General features: G+C 71.5%; 15 protein-coding genes. 5 read left to right on the top strand and 10 right to left on the bottom strand.

Annotated elements, in window-relative coordinates; translation table 11 throughout:
- Positions 1-227: 227 nt before the first annotated feature.
- Together KUA19_RS14090 and KUA19_RS14085 are read right to left on the bottom strand one after the other, a co-directional pair.
- Complete coding sequence (locus tag KUA19_RS14090) at positions 228-3,818, bottom strand: WD40 repeat domain-containing serine/threonine protein kinase (protein ID WP_217396454.1); 3,591 nt, start codon at positions 3,816-3,818, stop codon at positions 228-230.
- A gap of 4 nt (positions 3,819-3,822) precedes the next feature.
- Complete coding sequence (locus KUA19_RS14085; protein ID WP_217396453.1) at positions 3,823-4,524, bottom strand: DUF7019 family protein; 702 nt, start codon at positions 4,522-4,524, stop codon at positions 3,823-3,825.
- Positions 4,525-4,812: 288 nt separating this feature from the next.
- On the opposite strand from KUA19_RS14085, the gene KUA19_RS14080 reads away from it, so the two are divergent.
- Together KUA19_RS14080 and KUA19_RS44985 are read left to right on the top strand one after the other, a co-directional pair.
- The gene (locus KUA19_RS14080; protein ID WP_217396452.1) at positions 4,813-5,307 is read left to right on the top strand and encodes a hypothetical protein; all 495 of its coding nucleotides are present in this window, start codon (positions 4,813-4,815) and stop codon (positions 5,305-5,307) included.
- The gene (locus KUA19_RS44985; RefSeq protein WP_372451798.1) at positions 5,262-5,681 is read left to right on the top strand and encodes a helix-turn-helix domain-containing protein; all 420 of its coding nucleotides are present in this window, start codon (positions 5,262-5,264) and stop codon (positions 5,679-5,681) included. The genes KUA19_RS14080 and KUA19_RS44985 overlap by 46 nt, the downstream gene beginning before the upstream one ends.
- On the opposite strand, the gene KUA19_RS14070 is transcribed toward KUA19_RS44985, so the two are convergent.
- Complete coding sequence (locus KUA19_RS14070; protein WP_217396450.1) at positions 5,647-7,035, bottom strand: FAD-dependent monooxygenase; 1,389 nt, start codon at positions 7,033-7,035, stop codon at positions 5,647-5,649. The genes KUA19_RS44985 and KUA19_RS14070 overlap by 35 nt on opposite strands.
- Positions 7,036-7,283: 248 nt before the next feature.
- Here KUA19_RS14070 and KUA19_RS14065 point away from each other — a divergent pair, with 248 nt between their 5' ends.
- Entirely contained in the window at positions 7,284-7,604 is a 321-nt protein-coding gene (locus tag KUA19_RS14065) for a hypothetical protein (protein WP_217396449.1), read from the top strand.
- A 71-nt stretch (positions 7,605-7,675) separates the two neighbouring features.
- Here KUA19_RS14065 and KUA19_RS14060 read toward each other — a convergent pair whose 3' ends face one another.
- Positions 7,676-8,212: a Rossmann-fold NAD(P)-binding domain-containing protein gene (locus KUA19_RS14060; RefSeq protein ID WP_217396448.1), complete on the bottom strand. Its 537-nt coding sequence runs from the start codon at positions 8,210-8,212 to the stop codon at positions 7,676-7,678.
- A gap of 217 nt (positions 8,213-8,429) precedes the next feature.
- On the opposite strand from KUA19_RS14060, the gene KUA19_RS14055 reads away from it, so the two are divergent.
- Positions 8,430-9,161: a VOC family protein gene (locus KUA19_RS14055; RefSeq protein ID WP_217396447.1), complete on the top strand. Its 732-nt coding sequence runs from the start codon at positions 8,430-8,432 to the stop codon at positions 9,159-9,161.
- 51 nt (positions 9,162-9,212) lie between these two features.
- On the opposite strand, the gene KUA19_RS14050 is transcribed toward KUA19_RS14055, so the two are convergent.
- From KUA19_RS14050 to KUA19_RS14040, 3 genes are all read right to left on the bottom strand, one after another.
- A complete protein-coding gene (locus tag KUA19_RS14050; protein ID WP_217396446.1) occupies positions 9,213-10,814 on the bottom strand; it encodes a toprim domain-containing protein in 1,602 nt (533 codons plus the stop codon).
- A 508-nt stretch (positions 10,815-11,322) separates the two neighbouring features.
- A complete protein-coding gene (locus tag KUA19_RS14045; RefSeq protein WP_217396445.1) occupies positions 11,323-12,504 on the bottom strand; it encodes a hypothetical protein in 1,182 nt (393 codons plus the stop codon).
- Between the two features lie 152 nt (positions 12,505-12,656).
- On the bottom strand, positions 12,657-13,901 hold the full coding sequence (locus KUA19_RS14040) for a TolB-like translocation protein (RefSeq protein WP_217396444.1): 1,245 nt from the start codon (positions 13,899-13,901) through the stop codon (positions 12,657-12,659).
- A gap of 46 nt (positions 13,902-13,947) precedes the next feature.
- Here KUA19_RS14040 and KUA19_RS14035 point away from each other — a divergent pair, with 46 nt between their 5' ends.
- Entirely contained in the window at positions 13,948-14,382 is a 435-nt protein-coding gene (locus KUA19_RS14035) for a hypothetical protein (protein ID WP_217396443.1), read from the top strand.
- A gap of 69 nt (positions 14,383-14,451) precedes the next feature.
- Here the strand turns inward: KUA19_RS14035 and KUA19_RS14030 are convergent, their stop codons facing one another.
- The 3 genes from KUA19_RS14030 to KUA19_RS43935 all read right to left on the bottom strand — a co-directional run bounded on the left by KUA19_RS14030 (position 14,452) and on the right by KUA19_RS43935 (position 18,222).
- Entirely contained in the window at positions 14,452-14,967 is a 516-nt protein-coding gene (locus KUA19_RS14030; RefSeq protein WP_217396442.1) for a hypothetical protein, read from the bottom strand.
- A gap of 98 nt (positions 14,968-15,065) precedes the next feature.
- Positions 15,066-15,587 (bottom strand): hypothetical protein, encoded by a 522-nt coding sequence (locus KUA19_RS14025; protein WP_217396441.1) that lies wholly within the window; start codon positions 15,585-15,587, stop codon positions 15,066-15,068.
- 175 nt (positions 15,588-15,762) lie between these two features.
- On the bottom strand, positions 15,763-18,222 hold the full coding sequence (locus KUA19_RS43935) for a tetratricopeptide repeat protein (RefSeq protein ID WP_302499054.1): 2,460 nt from the start codon (positions 18,220-18,222) through the stop codon (positions 15,763-15,765).
- Between the last annotated feature and the right edge of the window lie 3 nt (positions 18,223-18,225).

Below are 18,225 nucleotides of genomic sequence, written 5' to 3'. Positions count from 1 at the left end.
AACGCACCGGGCACGTCCCGCGGGAGGCTCCACGCACAAGCACGGTCCTGCCACTGCCGGGCCTCGGTCTGGCCGCGCTGCCCCGTCGTCGCCCGGCCACCGCGCCCGGCCCTGCGGTCGGCCGACCGCCGTCACCCGCTGGCCCGCAAGCCACGAACTCCAGGTCCTGCGCCGTCAGGTGGACCTACACCCAGGTGGTATGGCGGATCGGGCGCCCGGTCGCCCGCTCAACCGCCGGACCGCAGCCGGTCGAACCACCGGCCCAGGCCCGCTCGCTGCCCTGCGGCCGGGCCGAACGCCAACTCCCAGTCCAGGTCCCACATCGACAAGCTCTCCCGGGTGATCGCCACCGCGAGCCACCCTTCGTCGTCGAGGCCCACCCCGGCCACGGGGCCGTCGTGCCCGTCGAGCACCCGGACACACGCGCCGTCGCCCAACCGCCACACCCGCACCGCGTGATCCCGCCCCGCGCCGACCGCGAACGCGCCGTCGCCGGTGAACCCGACCGCGTCGACCGGCTGGGTGTGGCCCGACAGCACCCGCACGCAGCGGCCGCGCTCCAGATCCCAGTACCGGACCGTCCGGTCCCAGGCGCCCGACAGCGCGAAGCGCCCGTCCGGGCTGATCGCGACGCACTCGGCGCGCTGATCGTGGCCCCGCAGCCGACCCAACGGCTGTCCGGTGACCGCATTCCAGCGCAGGACGTCGCCGTCCTGCGCCGCCGCCAGCGCCAGCTGCCCGTCGCCACTGAGGCAGACGCCGTGCAGCGTCTCCGGCTCCATCCGCGACGACCCACCGGAGCTGCTGGTGATCAGCCGCTCGCGGCCGTGGAACGCGGCCAGCTCGCGGCCGGTCGCCAGGTCCCAGCGGCGCAGCACGGTCAGGGCACCCGTCGCGGTCAGCGCGTACCTGCCCGAGCGGTCCAGGCATACCCGCGAGCCGGTTGACGGCAGCTTGCCCAGCAGCCGTGGCTCGTCGTCGCCGTGCAGGTCCCATACCAACAGGCGGCGGTAGCCGTCGACCGCGACCGCCAGCCGCGCGTCCGCGCTCAGCGCGAGGGTCTCGACCGAGATCCGGTGCTCCGGCGTGTCGAAGCGGCGCTCCACCCGCCCGGTCGCCAGGTCCCACAGCACCATCGCGTCGTCGGGGGAACTCGTCAGCGCCCTGCGCCCGTCGGCGCTGACGCTCACCCGCGGCGTCCAGTACCGCTGGGAACCAGGCTCGACCAGGGTGATCCGGTGGACCAGCCGCGCTCCGCGCAGCCCGGTGCGCACACACGACCGCGCCAGCCGCTGCCAGGCCGCCACCACCCGCGGCGCGTTCTCATGACCCGGCACCGCCCGCGCCTGCCGCATCACCTCCAGCGCGGCAGGCACCCGTCCCTCGCCGAGGGCCTGCTCGGCGTCGCCCAGCAGCCGCTGGAAGCGGGCGTCGAACTCGTGCAGCCGCGACACCGGCCGGGGGCGGCACACCTGCAGCGCGGCGGTGTATCCGGTCGGCAGTCCCCACGACCGCAGCAGCGCGTCGTTGCCCGTCGAGTGCGCGAGCCGTCCGTCGACGCTGACGCAGACCGCGACGTGTACCGTGCGGCTGCTGGTCAGTGCCCGGAACATCGCCTCACGATGCGCTTCGATGGTGCGCAGACAGCGTCCGCCGGCCGCGTCCCACAGGCGCAGGATCCCGTCCTCGCCGCCGGTCAGGAATCGCCCGGCACCGGCCGCCGCCGCGGCGACGACCCGGTTTCGGTGGCCCTGCGACTCGTGGCGGCACACTCCGCCGCCGTCCGGATCCAGCTCCCAGATCCGCACCACGCCGCGGTAGTCACCGGTGACGGCCAGGCGCCCGTCTGGGCTCAGCTCCAACGCCGACACCCGATCCGGATGCGGCAGCACAGCCGTGCACCGACCGGTCCGCGGGTCCCACAGCCGAAGCGTCCGGTCGCTGCTGACCGAGGCCAGCCGGGAGCCGTCGGCCGACCAGGCCAGTCCGTGCACCTCCCGCTCGTGGCCGGTCAGCGTCAGCAGACGCTGGCCGCCGACCGGATCCCACAGCCGGATGGAGCCGCCGCTCGACCCGGACGCCAGCACCCGGCCGTCGGCGTTGAACCGCAGCGCCGTCAGGAACAGGCCGTGACCGGGCAACCGGTGCAGCACCACGCCGCGATCCAGATCCCAGAGCACCGCGTCGTCTCCGCTGCCTCCGATCGCGGCCAGGCGATCATCGGGGTGCACCGCGAAATGGTGGGCGAACGCACCCTGCGGCAACGTCAGTGGGGCCCGACCGCCATCGGTGAAGTGCACCCCGACACTGCTCGCGGTCGGGCGCCGAGGCTCGCCGCCGAACAGGGCGACCCGCAAGCCCCGCTGCCGCGGGGGCACGTCCACGAGCGCGGTCAGCACCACGCGACCGTCCTGGCCGATATGCGCGCCGGTCATCCCGCCGCGCTCGTCGGGCGCACCGCCCGTGATGGGCCGCTCGGTGCTGCCCGCCGCCAACTCGCCCGTGTGGGCCAGGCTCAGCAGCTCCGCGAACTGCGGATCGTCGGGCGACTGCCGCGCCGCCTCGGCCAGCAACGGCAGCGCCGCGTCCAGGTCGCCGCGCTCCAGATGCACCTGGGCCAGCAGGTAGGCGCCGAGCCAGTGCTCGGGCCGGGTGGCGCGGGCCGCCGCGACCGCGGCCACGACCTCGTCGTCGGTGAGCTCGCCGCGCCGCCAGCCGAGCATCGAGGCGTTGAAGACGGCCTCGAGGTGGTGCGGGTCGGCTTCCAGCGCTGACCGCAGCGCGTCGTCGGCCGCGGCGGCGTCGTCGAGGTCGAGCAGCGACAGCCCCCGGTTGTTGAGCTCGTCGCCGCGCAGGTCCGCCTCGGCCGGGACGGTCCGCGGGTACGCCCGGCCCAGCTCCGTGGCGTACACGGCCGCGAGCGTGTCGGCGACCTCGGCCAGGTCGCCGGGCCGGGCGGCAGGATCGTCGAGCAGACACGAGCGCAGCAACTCGGCCAGCGCCGCGGGCATCCGTGGCGCGGCCGGATCGTCGGGTCCGTAGTGGAGGTACTCGGCCAGCGCCACGTCGGCCGACGGGCCGCTGGACCAGGCGACGCCGCCGGTGAACAGCTCGAACACCGACACCGCGTAGCTCCACACGTCGGTGCGGCGGCTCAGCGGCAAACCGGCCGCCTGCTCGGGTGAGGCGTAGTCCGGGGTGAGGCCGCCCGCGCTGACCCGCGTGCCCACGCCGGGATCGGCCCGGACACCCGGCCGGGCCGGGTCGGTCCGCCCGGCGGACGCGCCCACCCGCGACAGTCCGAAGTCGGTGACCTTCGCCGTGCCCGACTCGTCGAGCAGCACGTTGGCCGGTTTGACGTCCTGGTGCACCAGGCCCCGGCGGTGCGCGTGGGCCAGCCCCCAGGCGATCTGCACGGCGAGGTCCAGCAGCCGCGCGAGCACCTCGTCCGGGCCGCCCTCGTACAGCCGCCCGTCGTCGATGGCCTCGCGCAGGCTGCCGCCGGGGACGTACTCGGCGAACACGCGCGGGACCCCGTCGATCGCGCGGACGTAGTGGGCCGCGCACACGTGCGGGTGCAACCCCAGCGAGATCCACGCCTGGGCCTCGTCGACGAACCGCTGCTGGTCCTCGGCGGTGCGCAACCATTGCGGACGCGGGCTCTTCAGCGCCAGGTCGACGTTCCAACCCAGGTGGTGTACCCGGTAGACCAGCCCCATGCCGCCGTGCTCATGCACCTTCGTCACCCGGTACAGCTCGGCGATCACGTCGCCGACCTGCCAGGTCCCGGCGGCTGCCGGGTGCGTGTCGGGGCTCATCGGCCTAGAAGTCCACCATCTCGACGTACAGCGGGCTGCCCAGCAGGTAGGCCGGGCGCGGTGAGCCGTCGGGCAGCGGCCCGCGGCTGATGCACCGGGCGAGGAACTGCACCGGTTGCGGGGTCTGGAACACCGCCCGAGCGGTGCTCGCGATCCCGTCGGCCAGCGACCGCACCGTGTCCGTCTCGGACTGCTCGTCCAGGCCGCTCGCCTCGGACGTCACCGGCTGCAGGGACCGGCGGATCGCGTACGGCTGCGACCCGGGCGTGGCTGTCGGCTCCACCGGGGTCCCGAGCAGGTGCGCCGTCGACCCGCCCAGCACCACCAGCAGATCCTCGGTGTACCCGCAGAAGAACGTGATCTTCTCGGCGTCGGGTCGCCCGTGCTGGATGTCCGACAGCGGCGCCCAGTCCATGTTTAGCCGCGCCTTGACATATCCCTGCGACGCGCTCAGGTCACCGATCTGCTGGTGGCGGCTGAGGTAGTCCTCGACCAGCGCCACCTTCTCCATCCGGCTCTGCTGGCGCAGCGGGTTGTCGGCGCTGAGCGTGAGGCCGATCAGCTTCAGGTCGAGCTTCAGCTCCGTGGCGATGCTGCGCCGCAGCGGCTCGTGGATCTGGCTGATCAGCATGTCGATCTTCGTGTCGGACACGTACGCCATGTACCGCAGCGCGCGCGCCTGCTCGGTCCTGCGCCGGAAGAACATCGTCAACCTCTGGTGGCCCCGTAAGACTGGCCGACAGGATACCTCGCGTATGGACACACCTCGCATCCACACCGGTTCCCTCGGCCCGCCCGCGACGACACCACGTGCCCAGCCAGGTGATCCGCGAATCACGAGGTTGAACCAGTCGGCGAAGACGTCCTGCACCACGTCCTCGGCGGCGGCGAGAGCGGGCGGATCGGTTCCGCGCGGTCTCGAGAAACGACGCGGCCAGTCCGGTACGCCGGCGGCACCGGGTGCGGTGGCGGTTCCAATGTGCTGCGATGAGGTATGGACGAAGCCACCCCCACGACGACCGCATCGCCCCCGCCGCGCAGCACCGTCCTCGACGGCCAGGCGCACCTGGCCGTCGCCGCGGGCGCGGGTCTGGCCCTGGCCGGTTACCTGCTCCCGTGGTTCAAGAAGCAGGACGGTTATCTGTGGTGGTACTCCGGCTGGGAGTACGCCGACCTCTCCAACGGGGGCGGTTGGACCCTGGTCGCCATCGGGCTGCTCTGCGTGTCGCTGCTGACCGGCTTCTGGACCGGGCGCTCCCGGGCAGCCACCGTGGGCTGCCTGGTGAGCGGCATCGCCGGGGCGTTCTGGTCGGCGGCGGTGATCGCCGCGAGTTTCAGCACCATGGGGGAGCGGTCCTCGCTCAACGGCCTGACCGAGCTGCCCTTCGGCATTGGGATGCCCCTGCTGGCAGCGGGCCTCGGACTGTCGATCACCATGGCCGGATACCAGCTCATCAGGCACCTGATCAGCGAACACGTCGACTTCTGAAGCCGTCTGAGGCGACGTCGGGTGATCCGGCCGACCGCTATCATCGCGGCGATGGAGCCCGTCGTCCGCCGCCTGTACCGGCTCGTCGAGCCGATCCACCTGGTCCCCTACTTCGCCCACGAGCCGACCGAGGCGCTCAAGGCGCTCGGCCTTCGCAACTTGCCGCAGTCGTCGACGGGATGCGTGCCTGTGGCCTCATCGACTCCTCCGGTTGGCTCAGCGACGTCGGCAGCGAGAAGAAGAGGAGGATCGAGTCGCTCACCGACGACCTCGCGGCACCGACCTACGACAGCCTCGGTCCGGGTGAACTCGACCAGCTCATCGCCGACCCGGAGCCCATCACCGCAGCGCTCGACGCGGCCGGCTTGCGGTAGTCGGCGCACCTTGCGGAGCCCGGCCTGCGCCGCCCCGGCCCCGCCAGAAGCCGCGCAGCACCCGCAGCACCGTCCCCGGGGCGAGCAGCGCCGTCGGCGGGTCGACCAGGTTCAGCACACGCAGGAACGCCGCGCCCAGCACCGCGTCGCCCGCCGCCGCGACGTGCAGCCGGTGCACGTAGGCGTTGACGAACCGCACCCGCGCCGAGCGAGGCCCCTCCACCTCGGGAAACCGCAGGTCGGTGCCGACGGCGATCGTCCAGGGCGCGTCGATGAGTCGGGCGCAGCCCCGGAAGAACCGTCGGCTCAGTTGCCCGTCCCCGGCCGTGAGCAGCCGCCGCAGCAGCAGGGCCTCCAATGCGGCGACCGTCATCCCCTGCCCGTAGATCGGGTTGAAGCTGCACAGCGCGTCCGCGACGACCAGGTAGCCCGCCGGGAAGTGGCGCAGCCGCTCGTACCGCCTGCGCTGGCTGGCCGGGAACCGCATGCTGGCCGGCTCGGTCAGCGGCTGCGCCGACCTGACGATCTCGGCGATCTGCGGCGCCGTCAGCGACTCGGCGAACGACAGCAGGCCGTCGTCGTCGACCGGTGGCTGCTCGCCGAGCATGCCGTTGAACGCGACAGCGATCCGGCCGTCCTGCTGCAGCGCGACGATGCCGGACCGGGGCGCGCCCGGCACCGCGTTGGTCAGGCAGCCCAGCAGCCCGTCGAGATGGTGTGGCTCGTGCCGGTAGACCCGGGTGACGTAGGTGACGTCGACGCGCACCCGCTCCTCGACGGGCGTCTCGTAGCCCAGCTCGGCCAGCCACGTCGGCGTACGCGAGGCCCGGCCGCAGGCGTCCACGACCAGGTCCGCGGTGACCGTGCGCTCGGCGCCATCGCGGTGGCGCAGCCGCACTCCGGTCACGCGCCGCCGGTCGGCGGTCGTGGTCAGCCCGAGCGCCTCGGCGGCCGGGACGAACTCGACCCCGGGCAGCGCCGCGACCCGGCCGCGGACGACCTGCTCCAGCAGGGGGCGGCTCATCCCGGCCGCGACGAGCGGGGACTCGGCGCGGGCCATCAGGTGGCCGTCGTTGTACCAGTGGACCTGGCCGTGCAGGTCGACCATCGGGACGGTGAGCGCCTGCAGCTCCCGGGACAGGCCCGGGAACAGCTCCTCCATCGCCTCGCGTCCGCGCGACAGCAGCACGTGCAGCTGCCTGCCCTGCGGCACGCCGCGGCGGTCGGTAGCCCGGTCGGGCAGGTCATCGCGGTCCACCACCACGACCCTGGTGTGCGAGTCGCTGAGGGCGCGGGCGGCGAGCAGACCGCCCATGCTGGCGCCGATCACCACGGCCGTACGGTCGGAGGCCATGCCACACCCTAGGCACGCCATGGCACCTACCGCTTCTTTCCCGTTGCGCAAGGATTGGCAACCACTCGCCGGTCAACTTCGTCGTCGTTCTGCGGGGCGGTCCACCTCACCCCGTGCAAGGGATGCGCAGCGAGTCGCCCGAGCTCAATAGGCGTGGTAGCCCGCAGCAGCAAGCCGTCTGCCAACGAACTTGACGGTGGCCGCACGGCACGCGACGATCACTGCCACCCGACGACTGGATATGCCCGATGACCTCACCGAATCCGTCCGAGCTGAGCCCCGAGGACGTGCGCCGTGCCGCGGCGTACCCACGCATGCTGACCGCCGCGCGGGTCTACGGCGCCGCGATGGCCGGTCTTCTGATGACCGCCTGCCTGATCGCCGCTACCAGCGTGCAGGTGTGGACCTACGTCCTGATCGTGGCGATCACGCTGACGTGGATCGCCGGAGCCCTGCTGGCCCGCAGCGCGTTCCGTGCGCTGGAGTCCGAGCTCGGCACCAATCCGCGCTCGGCCGCTGTCATCGCCTCAGCGCAGGATCTCTTCCGTCACCGCCGGTCCGAAGGCTGACGCCGCACCCGTTCCGGCGCGGCCGGGCTCGCCTGCCCGTCGGCATCGCCGCGCCACTTCAATGGTTCTAGTCATTGAAGACACGACCTGGCTAGGCCGGGTCTGGTGGAGCAAGAAGGGGCGATTCGGTCCAGGAGGGCCGCTTCTCGGGCGGGATCGAGGCCGCCGGCGGTCGGGACGTCCGGCGTTGAGCGCAGCCAGGCCCAGGTGTCGGTGACGGTCTGCGCGACCGGGCGGCAGCGTAGCCCCGCCGCGTGCGCCCGGTCGGCGTTCGTCTCATGCAGTCCCCGAACCGGTGACCCGTCCGGAATCCAGATCGGCAGCTCCGACCACGGCTGCACGCCCGCGGCCAGCATCGTCTCCGGCTCGGCCCGGCACAGCCGCGCGCCCGAACCGGTGGCCTCGCGGCATGCCTCCAGTAGCTCCGCCATGGTGGTGTGCCCCGGTCGGCTCACCGCGTTGAACGTGCCGCTGACCTCGTCACGGGCGGCGTCCAGCAGCCACCCGGAGAGGTCGCGTACGTCGATGTATTGCTGTGGCAGGTACGGCGGCCCTGGGGCGATCGCTCGGCCTACGAACCGCGTACCCCCGAGCACCAGCACCCGCACTGGCTCACCCCCGTCCGCGCCGAGCCCAGGGCGCGCCTCGTGGATCTGCGAGCCGTGCGCGGGTATCACGTTGTCGTGTTTGGATGTTTCGGGCTCACCGATGCCGAGTGAGAGTCATTGAAACCGTTGCCGCCTGCGAATCCGATACGCGGCGGTGCCGGTTTCGTGATCACCGCATGAGGATCTCGTGGATCATGAACGCGCTAGTATTGCCGACATGGCAACGCGGCTTGTGCAGATCAACATGAAGGCTCATGACGACTCCGCGCTGGGCGGATTCTGGGCGGAGGTGCTCGGCTGGCACGTCTCCAGCGAGGAACCCGGCGTGACCAACCTTGAACCCGAGGGCTTCGTCTATCCCGACCCCGTCGCCGTCTGCATCGACCTCGTCACCTCCGCGGAACCCAAAACGGTGAAGAACCGCGTGCATGTCGACCTCGCCACGACCTCGGCGGCCCATCAGGCGGAGCTGGTCGCGCGCCTGAAGGATCTGGGCGCGACACTCGCCGACATAGGCCAGGGCGACGTCCCCTGGACCGTCATGGCCGACCCGGAGGGCAACGAGTTCTGCGTGCTGGACTCGCTGTACGGAGAGACCGGACCAATCGCCTCAGTGGTCGTCGACTGCACGGACCCCCAAGCCATGGCCCGTTTCTGGGGTCAGGCCATGGACTGGACCGTGCACAAGGTGACCGAGCACAGCGCGGTGCTGCGCTCCGCCAAGGGCGTCGGCCCATATCTGCAGTTCCTCCGTACACCTGACGTGAAGACCGGGTGGAACCGCGTCCATCTCGATATCCGCCCATACCCAGGTGACGACCGCGTGGCCGAGGCGGCCAGATTGCGGGCTCTTGGCGCCACCGCCGTCGACCTTGGCGACAGCGAGGTCTCGTGGACGGTCCTCGCCGATCCGGAAGGCAACGAGTTCTGCCTCCTCGCCCCAAGCTGATCCGGCGAGGGCCGACGGCGCCGCGGATCGGGCGCCTCGTGGCGGACCCGGTCAAGCCGCGCCGGTCGATCGTGGTGCTGATGTCGGTCCAGGGCCCGCCGTCCGCCGACCGGGCGCACCTGACGTGGGGACGTCCTCGAAATGCTGGATCACGCCCTGGCTGACTTCGTGTGGCGCCACGCGCAACTGCGACGCCACTGACTGGAGCAGCAGGTCGACGTCGCCGTGGCGCACCGCGTCGAGCAGATACGGGGCGACGGTCCGGTAGGCCCGCACCCGGGCCTCCGGCCAGTCGGCGTGGAAACCGTCGGGAAATGCTTTGGCCAGCGCCCGCTCCACAGCCAGTAGCGCCAGCGGCCGTTCAGCGGCGAGCAGGTCGAGCAGGGTTGAGTCGGGGCCGCGGGCTGCCAGCAGCTCGGCGATGTCCTTGAACCCTTTCGGTCCGGTGCCCAGGACCCTGCCGTGCGGCCAGCTCATCGCCAGTGGGTAGGCCCGTTCCAGCGCCTTGACGCCCGCCTGGTCGACGTCGAATGACATGACCAGCGACGTGTCCCGGTCGGCCGCGGCGGCCAGCAGCGCGAACTGCGCCGATGTGAACGCGGTGCCGCCCGGAGCCACCACGACGGTGCGCACGCCCGCGGCGGCAGAGGCGCTGTAGGCGAGGTGCGCGGCGATGGTGTCGGTAGGCCCTTCGACCACGAGGAACCGCGTCGGGGTGCCCTTCTCACGCAGCTGTGGAGCGAGCCCGTAGAGCAGCTCGCCTTTGTGGAAGATCGTCGTCTCGGGCGTGTTGTAGAACTTGGCTCTGCTGCGTTCCGACAGGTCCCGGCCGGTGAAGCCCGCGATCTGGCCGTCGGGGGCGTGGATGGGGAACACCAGGCGGTCTCGGAACACATCGTAAATGCCGCGCCCGTGCATGTGACCGGCGGTGACAAGACCGGCGGCGAGCATGACCTGGTCGACGAAGCCGAGTGAACGAAGGTGCTGAAGAAGGACGTCGCCTCCGGCTGGGGCGACCCCGAGCTGCCAGCTGGAGTCGGGATCGGCGGCGGCGGAGATGCCCCGCGACCGCAGATAGGCCGCTGCGGTACGGCTGGTCGGCAGCTTGGTGGCGTAGAACGCCGCCGCGGCGGCGTTGACCGCGTACAGCGCGGCCCGGTTGCCCTGGTCGAGCGCGGGCCCCGAGTCGGTTGTCGGGGCAGGCTGCCGTCGCGTCGGGGTGTGCGCCGCGCTGCGCCGCTGTGCCGGAATCACGCCGGGGGCTGCCGATCGCGCAAGCGCCCGCTCCAGCCTGGCCGTCACGGCGTCGGCGGTGCGAATGACCACCGCGGTGGTGTCGACCAACAGGTCCGACGCTGTCCGATCCGGCGGCGCCGCCCAATGCCGCGGCTGCGGAACCGGGGCGTCGACCGGCTGCAGACCGAATCGCCTGGCGACGACGCGGGCGACACCCGAGGCCTGCACACTGCGGGCCGGGCCGGTGGGCAACATCGGCAGGGCCATCTGGCCGACGAGAAGTCCTGCGGCTGCCGAGAGCGGCAGATCGGCGGCCAGGTCGAGACGGTCGCCATCGGCGCGCACCGCGGTGTTGAGCCCTTGCCTCAGTCGGACGGTCAACCCGGCCTCACCCGCCAGCCCGGCAAGCGCCGCCACGACCCGTACCAGGTCATACGAGGGCCGTTGAGGTGAGGGCACCGCGTCGGTCTGGGCGATGTCGAAGACCCGGACGACGTCGAAAGCGTCGCCGGTGTCGTCCAGCGGCCGAAGCAGCAGCAGGCCCCGCTCGCCGCGGCGCACATGTGCGCCGCGGGCCCGCCACTGGTCATGGGTGGCCAGCTCGGTGGCGTCGGATCGCTGGCGTGCGATCAGCAGAACATCGTTGGCACCGCGGCCCCGGTGGCGGGCAGCGACGTCGAGTAGGCGATGCCAGGCCTGAGCACTGGTGAGGTCAGCTACCGCCAGCTGCAGCGTGAGCATGGCGGTGTGCAGCAACGCGTGGCTGGGCGGGTGCATCCGCGCGGTCGCTCTTTCATCGCCGTTCGCCACTCTCCCAACTTTATCGAGCTGACCGACAAGACGCTCGGTTCGCTGGCATCGCGCACTGGACGCTGCTGCGAAGCTCCGGCGACGCCCACGGCGAAGACGGCGAAGGCTGAGCGGCTTACCAGGTGATGTCCGAGGCAGTGGGGGAGACCAGGTTGAACAGGGCGAAGCGTCGTTGCGGGCTACCGTTCACCGCCGTGTACGCGCCGGCGGCGACCAACTGGCCCAGCTCCTTGCTGGATCGCAGTGCCCGCACTCCGACCGAGCCATTGCCGTCGGCGATCCAACCGAGCAGCGCTCCGCTGCCCGGGTCGACGGCGGCGAGTTTGACCCGCCGGGTCGCTCCGTCCAGGCATACGCCCAGGTGTCCGGTGTTGGCGCTGCCGCACACGTTGTCGAAGTGCCCACCGAGATAGAGCACACCATCCAGCACCGTGACCGCCTGCACGGCCCCGTCGGTGGCCACGGTCCACCGCACCTGTCCGGTCAGGTCCATCGAGCTGACTCGCCCGCCGCCGCCGTCGATGCCGACGTAGATGCTGCCGTCGACGATGGCGATGTCGTTGACCATCGCGCTGACGTGGGACCAGAAGCCGGGATCGACCGCACCTGTCACCGGGTCGAGGGCGGCGATCTTCTTCGTGCCCCGCGCGCCGTCGACCGAGTCGAACCTGCCCCCCAGATACACTCGGCCGGCTGTGTACCGCACCACGTTCACCACGTCGTTGAGGTACGGGTGCCACTGCGGGTCCAGCTCGCCGGTGACCAGATCGAAGGCGGCCACTCCGGTGCGAGCTTGGCCGTCGACGGCGGTGATCGAGCCGCCGAGGTAGAGGCGCCCACCGCCGACGGACATGGAGTCCGGATGTCCGTCGATGCGGTGCTTGAGGGTGGGTTGCAGAACACCGGCGTGGTCGACCTTTGCGAGGTTGTCGCGGCCCGCACCGTTGACCAGGTGGAAGTTCCCGGCCAGGTAGACCCCGTCGCTGTCGGCGTCGATGGTTCTCACCGTGGCGTCGACCTGCGGGCTCCAGGGCAGTAGTGCTCCGGTCCGCGCGTTTACAGCCGCGGTGTGGAGCCGGGCGACGTTGTGGCCGCCCCAGGTCGCGGTGGTGAAATCGCCACCGACGTAGATGGTGTCGCCCCAGTACGCGGCGGTGTGCACGGGCCCGTTGAAGGTGACCGACCCCGCCGGCCTCGGATCAACCGGCGCACTCCGCGACACGCCGTCGGCCAACACTACGACCAGTACGGTGACCAGGGCTGCCGCGGCATTCAGCACACTCAGACGTTCGCGCACGTCATGCCCAACGATGCATCAACGGGGAGGACGCAGTCGCCGCGGGGAACGTGACATGGTGGGTACAGCGCGATGAACCAGTTGGCGACTCACGCTCCGCCGGCCGCGCCGTGTGCGCCATCACTGGTCACCGTTGACCACGCCCACCTCGGTCATCTTCTGCGGTCACGCACCGTGTTGACCGCTGCCCTGAGCTGCAACCACGTCGGATCGGTTTTGTCGGCGGCGGTCACCGACTCCAGGTCGTCGCGCTCCCAAACCCGGTCGCCATCGGTGAGGACGAAGCCCTCGTCCTCGTCATCAGGGTCTCCGCTGTCGGGCAGCTCGACCGTGGCCGCCGTGAAAGCCGCGACAGCGGCGCGCGCGGCGTCGGTGTCGGTCACCACGGCCTCATCGCGCACGGCCAGAAGCATCAGCTCGCCGTCGCCGGTCGCGGCCACGAAGGCGCCGGTCGCTGTCGCGGCCAGCGCCGTGATCGCGATGCCAGGCGACACCTCGTGCACGGCCACGGCGTCGGCCGCCACGTCGACCTCGACGAGCGTCCCGGCGGGAGTGCCGACCCACAGCGCACCGGGCCTGGCCCCGAACGCGACGTTGTGCCGCGACCAGGTGCCACCCTCGGACTCCTCGTCGCCCCCCGGCCTCGCGAGAAGCTCCGACATCACGCAGGTCAGCGACGGGAACTCAAACATCTGCAGCGTATGGCCGTAGGAGTTGCCCCGGATCGCGAAATGGCGCCCGTCCGCACTGAAGACCGGCGCCTCGTAGCCGTCGACGTCGAGGATCAGCGCCCGACGCAGCGCACGCATCGCACCCGGCCTGACCTGCTCGTCGACCAGCGCGAACACGCCCAGCGTGGCGCCCTGGTCGCTGCGGTACGTCAGCACGAGCCCGCCGCCGGGATGTTCGACGACGCCGGTGTCCCAGCGCGGACCGACCTGGACGGTCCCGGCACTGAGATCGAGGCTGTCGGAAAACTCCCACGCGTCCTCGCCGCCGCTCGAGGACGGCGACGCCCACAAGGTGCGGCCGTCCGGGCTGAACGCCAGATTCCGGTACACCGCTTCGGCCGGGACACCTGCCAGTGGGTTGACGTCGTCCGGGGTCCACGAGATCACGCCCCGCTGATCGGTGACCAGCAGCCACGGCTCATACGGATGCCATGCCACGTGCGGGACCAGGTCGAACCGCTCCCACGGGTGTTTGGGGTAGGCGGCCGCGTCGGCGTGGACGCTCCGAAGTTCGCGTAGGCCGTCCTCGGCGCATTCCCAGACGTGGACCGCGGGGCGCGCGGAGTCCAGGCCCGCCACCAGCGGTAACCGGGGATGGCACACCAGCCGCTCGATCGGAACTCCGGCACCGGCGCGAAGCCGCGCCAACATCTCGATGACAGCCACCGCGACACCGTACGGGAGGGGGCCGACAGCCCCGTTCGGTCGCCGGATGGCACGCGTGCTGCTGACCGGTCGTCCAAAGAACCCAGAGGTCGACATCGGCCTCAGGTTGCGAACTCCGTTCGAGATCACGATGCTGATCTGGACCATGATCGTAACCTTCGGGTCTCTCCACGGAAGGACATCTGTGAAGCGCCAACTCCTCCACGTCGGCACGGCCGTGATGGTCGTCCTCGCCGGCGCGACGGCGGCTGCCGCACCCGCCGCGGCCAGTGACGCTCCCGGCTTCGTGTGCAACCTCAACCAGAACACGTGGCTGCGTACCGATCCCCATGGCTTCGTGCTGCGGACGCTGTCCGCGGGACGCGGATTCCGCTGGCACGGTCAGGCCGTCGACGACGGCTACGGCGTATGGATCTACGGGCACGGCGCCGAGGCACCCCAGCAGGACGGCTGGATCCCGGCTGTCAACGCCAACTGCTGACGCGTCCGGGGTGGCCGCAGTCGTCTGCTGCCACCCCTCCGGCTGACGCAGGCCACGGCGGCCCTGCCGTCAGCGCAGGTGGGCCGAGACCTGGAAGTCCGGCACGCCCAGGTCCTCACGCGCGGCGATATAGAACCTGTCACGTGCCAGGTCCACCTCCCGCTCTGCCGCCTGCCATCGAGTGGCGTCGGCCGGCTCCCCACGCACGTACGACACCGGCCCCCGCAGCACCCGATGCCACTGCCGTGCCGCCTCCAGCGCACCGCTGCCGCCCAGTAGCAGCAGCGCCTCCCAGCTCACCGCGCGGTCGGCGACCGCCGCCGACAGCAGTGGCAGCCCCTCCTCCGGCGGCAGCGGATCGCCGCGGTCGTGCAATCCCTGGTGGGCCGCGACCCGGGAGGCGACACTGAAGATGCGCTTGCTCGCCTCACCGAAGGCGATGTACGCCGTCAGCCTCCGGTCGTCCCATCGCACGTCCTGCGAACGCCGCCACCGGCTGCGTTCTGCGGCGGTGGTGACGAGGTAGGTGGCCACGGCGCCGATCACGACACCGACCAGAGGCAAGACCGCCTTCAATGTCTCCACGCGGCGCAGCGTAGCGGCGCCGGTCAACAACCGACGGTCGCCGCATGTCTTGTCGCTACCTGGACCGTTTCACCGCAGGCCGGCTGCCGCGGCGTCGCTCACCGGAAGGCCGCCCCGTGGAACAGGCACAGCGCCACCCCCGCCACCGCGAACACGGCCGCCAGGACCAGCTGCCACCGCCGGCGCGAGCGCATCCACAGGTACAGTGACGTGCCGCTGCTGAGCAACAGCGTCGCCGACAGCGCCAGCGAGCCCAACAGCGCCGCGGAGAACGCGGCTGTGCCCTCGATCGCGTCCGGTCCTGAGGTGGCGACGTACGCCACGGCGAAGCACAGCGAGCCCAGCCAGCCGAACGCGGTCACCACCATCAGCAGCCCGCCCAACACGCCGACGTCCGCGCCGGCGATGTCGACGGCGTCGTCGCCGTCGGTGTGGTCGTCGGCCGGTTCGGCCGCTGCGGCGTCGCCGTCCGCAGGGTCGCCGGCGGCGAACGCCACCAGCGCCGGTACTCCCACTGCGGCGTCGTCGGCCGCGTCGGCGGGATCGTCGGACGTGTTCGCCACCAGTGCGGGCTCACCGTCGTAGGACGCGGCGGTGTGATCGCCGTCAGACTCCGTCATCGGCACAGGGTAGGGGTGGCGGTCAATGTCCCCGAGCGACTCGGCTGCCACGTGACCTGGGCGTCGGCGCGGCTCAGCCGGTGACCGGCCGGCCAAGGCGGGAACGTTCCCACCCGCCTTGGCCAACCCCGGCGAACGTCGCCGGGTACCCCGCTGACCCTGGTTTGACTGGTGGTCAGACCGCCGCTCGCGCGGCGTTGGCCACTCCCTCGGCAGCCCGCTTCAGCTCGTGCGGGTCGCCACCGGCCGCGGCGAGGGCCGCCGCGGCGCGGTAGCAGCCCGCGGCGCGGCCGCGCAGGTGCAGGCGCTGGTAGACCGACCCGAGCGCGTTGAGGATCCGAGTCTCGAACCCGCCCATGCTGTGCTCCCGAGCCAGCGCCAAGGCCTGCCGCAGCTGCCTGACCGCGCCGAACAGGCGCCCCGACCCGCCGAGCAGGACGCCGATGCGGTATCGCGCGACCACTACGCCGACATCGTCCTTCTGCTCCCGCTGCCGGTCCAGTGCGCCACGCAGCATCGCCATCCCCTCCCGGCGATTCCCGCGGCGGGCCAGCGTGTACCCGAGGGCACTGAGCGCCACCGCCTCACTGGTCGGGTCGTCGACCTGCCCGAACATCGCGACCGACGCACGCAACAGCCGTTCGGCTTCGACGAGGTCGCCGAAGTGCAGGCAGGTCTCGCCGAAGTTCGTCAGCGCGATTGCCGTCCACGCGTGGTCGGCCTGCGCGGCCAGAACCGCCAGCGCCTGCCGGGCGTAGGAGGTGGCGGCGGCTTGGTCGCCCAGCCAGCGGTACGCCACGCCGAGGTTGTCGAGCACCATGCCGTAATCGACCTGGTCGCCCTTGGGATCGGCTGACTCGTGCGCCGCCGTGAAGCACTCCAGCGCCTCCCGGTAGCGGCCCATGCCCTCCAGCACGGCGCCCAGGTTGCTGCGCGCGCGGGACTGCAGGGCGAAGTGCTGGCTGTCGCCGTACGCGGCGACAGCCTCCGTGAGCGTCTCGACCGCCTCCGGGTGCCTGCCCTGCTGCAACAGCGCCAGACCGAGGTCCATGAGCGCGTTGGCTTGGCCGAGCCGGTCGTCGTCCTGACGGGCGATGGCCAGCATCTGCCGGTTGAGCTGCTCGCCTTCGGAGAAGCCCGCGCTGGTCGGGGAGCCCGCTGCCGCGGCGGGAAAGACGAAGTACCGCCACAGCGTGGACGCGAAGGCGCCGGCCTGCGGGTGCTTGCCCTTGGCGGCCATGACGACGATCGCGAACCGGTTGGCGCGCTGGTCTTCGAGCCAGCGCCTGGCGGCGTCGGCGTTGGCGATCGGCGGCAGCGCACGCTGCCCGGCCGTCGCCCCGGCGGCGTGCGGCTCGGCCGGGTAGAGCCAGTCCATGCAGGCGGCGGTGGTCGCCAGGTAGAGATCGATGAGGCGTGATTCGGCGGCGCGCCGCTGCTGCGGGGTCTCGGCGGCGGCCTGCAGTCCGTCGGCGTAGTCACGCAACAGGCTGTAGAGCCGAAACGAATCACCGCGGGCGTACTCGACCAGGTGCGCCCCGGACAGGACGGACAACGCCTTGCGTGCCTGGGTGACGTCCGTGTCGAGCAGCGCGGCGGCCGTGTACTCGTCGAAGTCGGCGCCGGGATGCAGCGACAGGCGCCGGAACAGGGTCGCCGCCGTCTCCGGCAGTTCGGCGTACGACCAGTGGAACGCGGCCGCGACGCTGCGCTCGGTGGCCACGGTCCCCGCCGTGTCCGGGCGCAGCAGCTCATCGCGGAGCCTGCCCGCCAGTTCGGCCAGTGACGCGTGCGGGCGCGCGGCCGCGACCTCGGCCGCGATCCGCAGCGCCATCGGCAGCCAGTCGCATTCGGCGGCCAGCGCTCGCGCCTGGTCGGGGTGCCGGACCGCGCGCTCACCGATGATCCTCCGCAGCAGCTTCCCGGCGGATTCCTCGTTGAGCCCCTTCAGCGGCACAGCCTCGGCATCGCTGTTGAAGACAAGCCCCTGCAGTGCGTTGCGGCTGGTCAGAATGATCGCGCTCGCGGCATTGGTGGGCAGCAGCGGGCGGACCTGCGCCTCGTCACGGACGTTGTCGAGCAGCAGGAACAGGCGGCGGTCGGCGATGGCGGTCCGGTACTCGTTGAGCAACTCGGTCTCGTCATCGGGGGCGGGCACCCTCAGACTGTGCAGCAACAGCACCGCCGCCTGTGCCGTGGCCAGTGGCGGCTTGTCTCCGAAGCCCTGCATGTCCAGGTAGAGCTGGCCGTCAGGAAACCTGTTGGCCAGCCGGTGCCCGCAGCGTACGGCCAGTGCCGTCTTGCCCACCCCCGCGGCGCCGGTGACGACCGCGACGGCGGGACCGCCGGACTGCCCACGCCGCCGCCGCAGCAGGATTCGGGTCAGCTGCTTCAGCTCGCCGTCGCGGCCCACCAGCATCTTGATATCGGCCAGCAACTGGCGCGGCACCGGACGCCCGGCCTGGGCCAACTTGACGTTCACCGTGGATGTCACGAATCCGGCCAGGCCCAGGAACAGGCCGACCCAGTCGAGCAGGGTATCGGCGGGCCCGTAGTCGTGCAGGAACACGAAGAGGCCGACGGTGGCCAGCGCCATGGCCAGCAGCCACAGCAGCATGCTCCGGTTGTGCTTCATCCA

The organism is Catellatospora tritici, from assembly GCF_019083965.1.
In the GTDB taxonomy this organism is placed as follows: Bacteria; Actinomycetota; Actinomycetes; order Mycobacteriales; family Micromonosporaceae; genus Catellatospora; species Catellatospora tritici.
The sequence above is the reverse complement of the archived record's forward strand: the minus strand, read 5'-3'. Positions and strand labels throughout refer to the sequence as shown.

Bases quoted from the DNA above. Each gene is read 5' to 3' on its own strand.
- KUA19_RS14090 (WP_217396454.1), bottom strand. From the start codon at position 3,818: ATGAGCCCCGACACGCACCCGGCAGCCGCCGGGACCTGGCAGGTCGGC.
- KUA19_RS14085 (WP_217396453.1), bottom strand. From the start codon at position 4,524: ATGTTCTTCCGGCGCAGGACCGAGCAGGCGCGCGCGCTGCGGTACATG.
- KUA19_RS14080 (WP_217396452.1), top strand. From the start codon at position 4,813: ATGGACGAAGCCACCCCCACGACGACCGCATCGCCCCCGCCGCGCAGC.
- KUA19_RS14070 (WP_217396450.1), bottom strand. From the start codon at position 7,035: ATGGCCTCCGACCGTACGGCCGTGGTGATCGGCGCCAGCATGGGCGGT.
- KUA19_RS14065 (WP_217396449.1), top strand. From the start codon at position 7,284: ATGACCTCACCGAATCCGTCCGAGCTGAGCCCCGAGGACGTGCGCCGT.
- KUA19_RS14055 (WP_217396447.1), top strand. From the start codon at position 8,430: ATGGCAACGCGGCTTGTGCAGATCAACATGAAGGCTCATGACGACTCC.
- KUA19_RS14035 (WP_217396443.1), top strand. From the start codon at position 13,948: ATGGCACGCGTGCTGCTGACCGGTCGTCCAAAGAACCCAGAGGTCGAC.
- KUA19_RS14025 (WP_217396441.1), bottom strand. From the start codon at position 15,587: ATGACGGAGTCTGACGGCGATCACACCGCCGCGTCCTACGACGGTGAG.
- KUA19_RS43935 (WP_302499054.1), bottom strand. From the start codon at position 18,222: ATGAAGCACAACCGGAGCATGCTGCTGTGGCTGCTGGCCATGGCGCTG.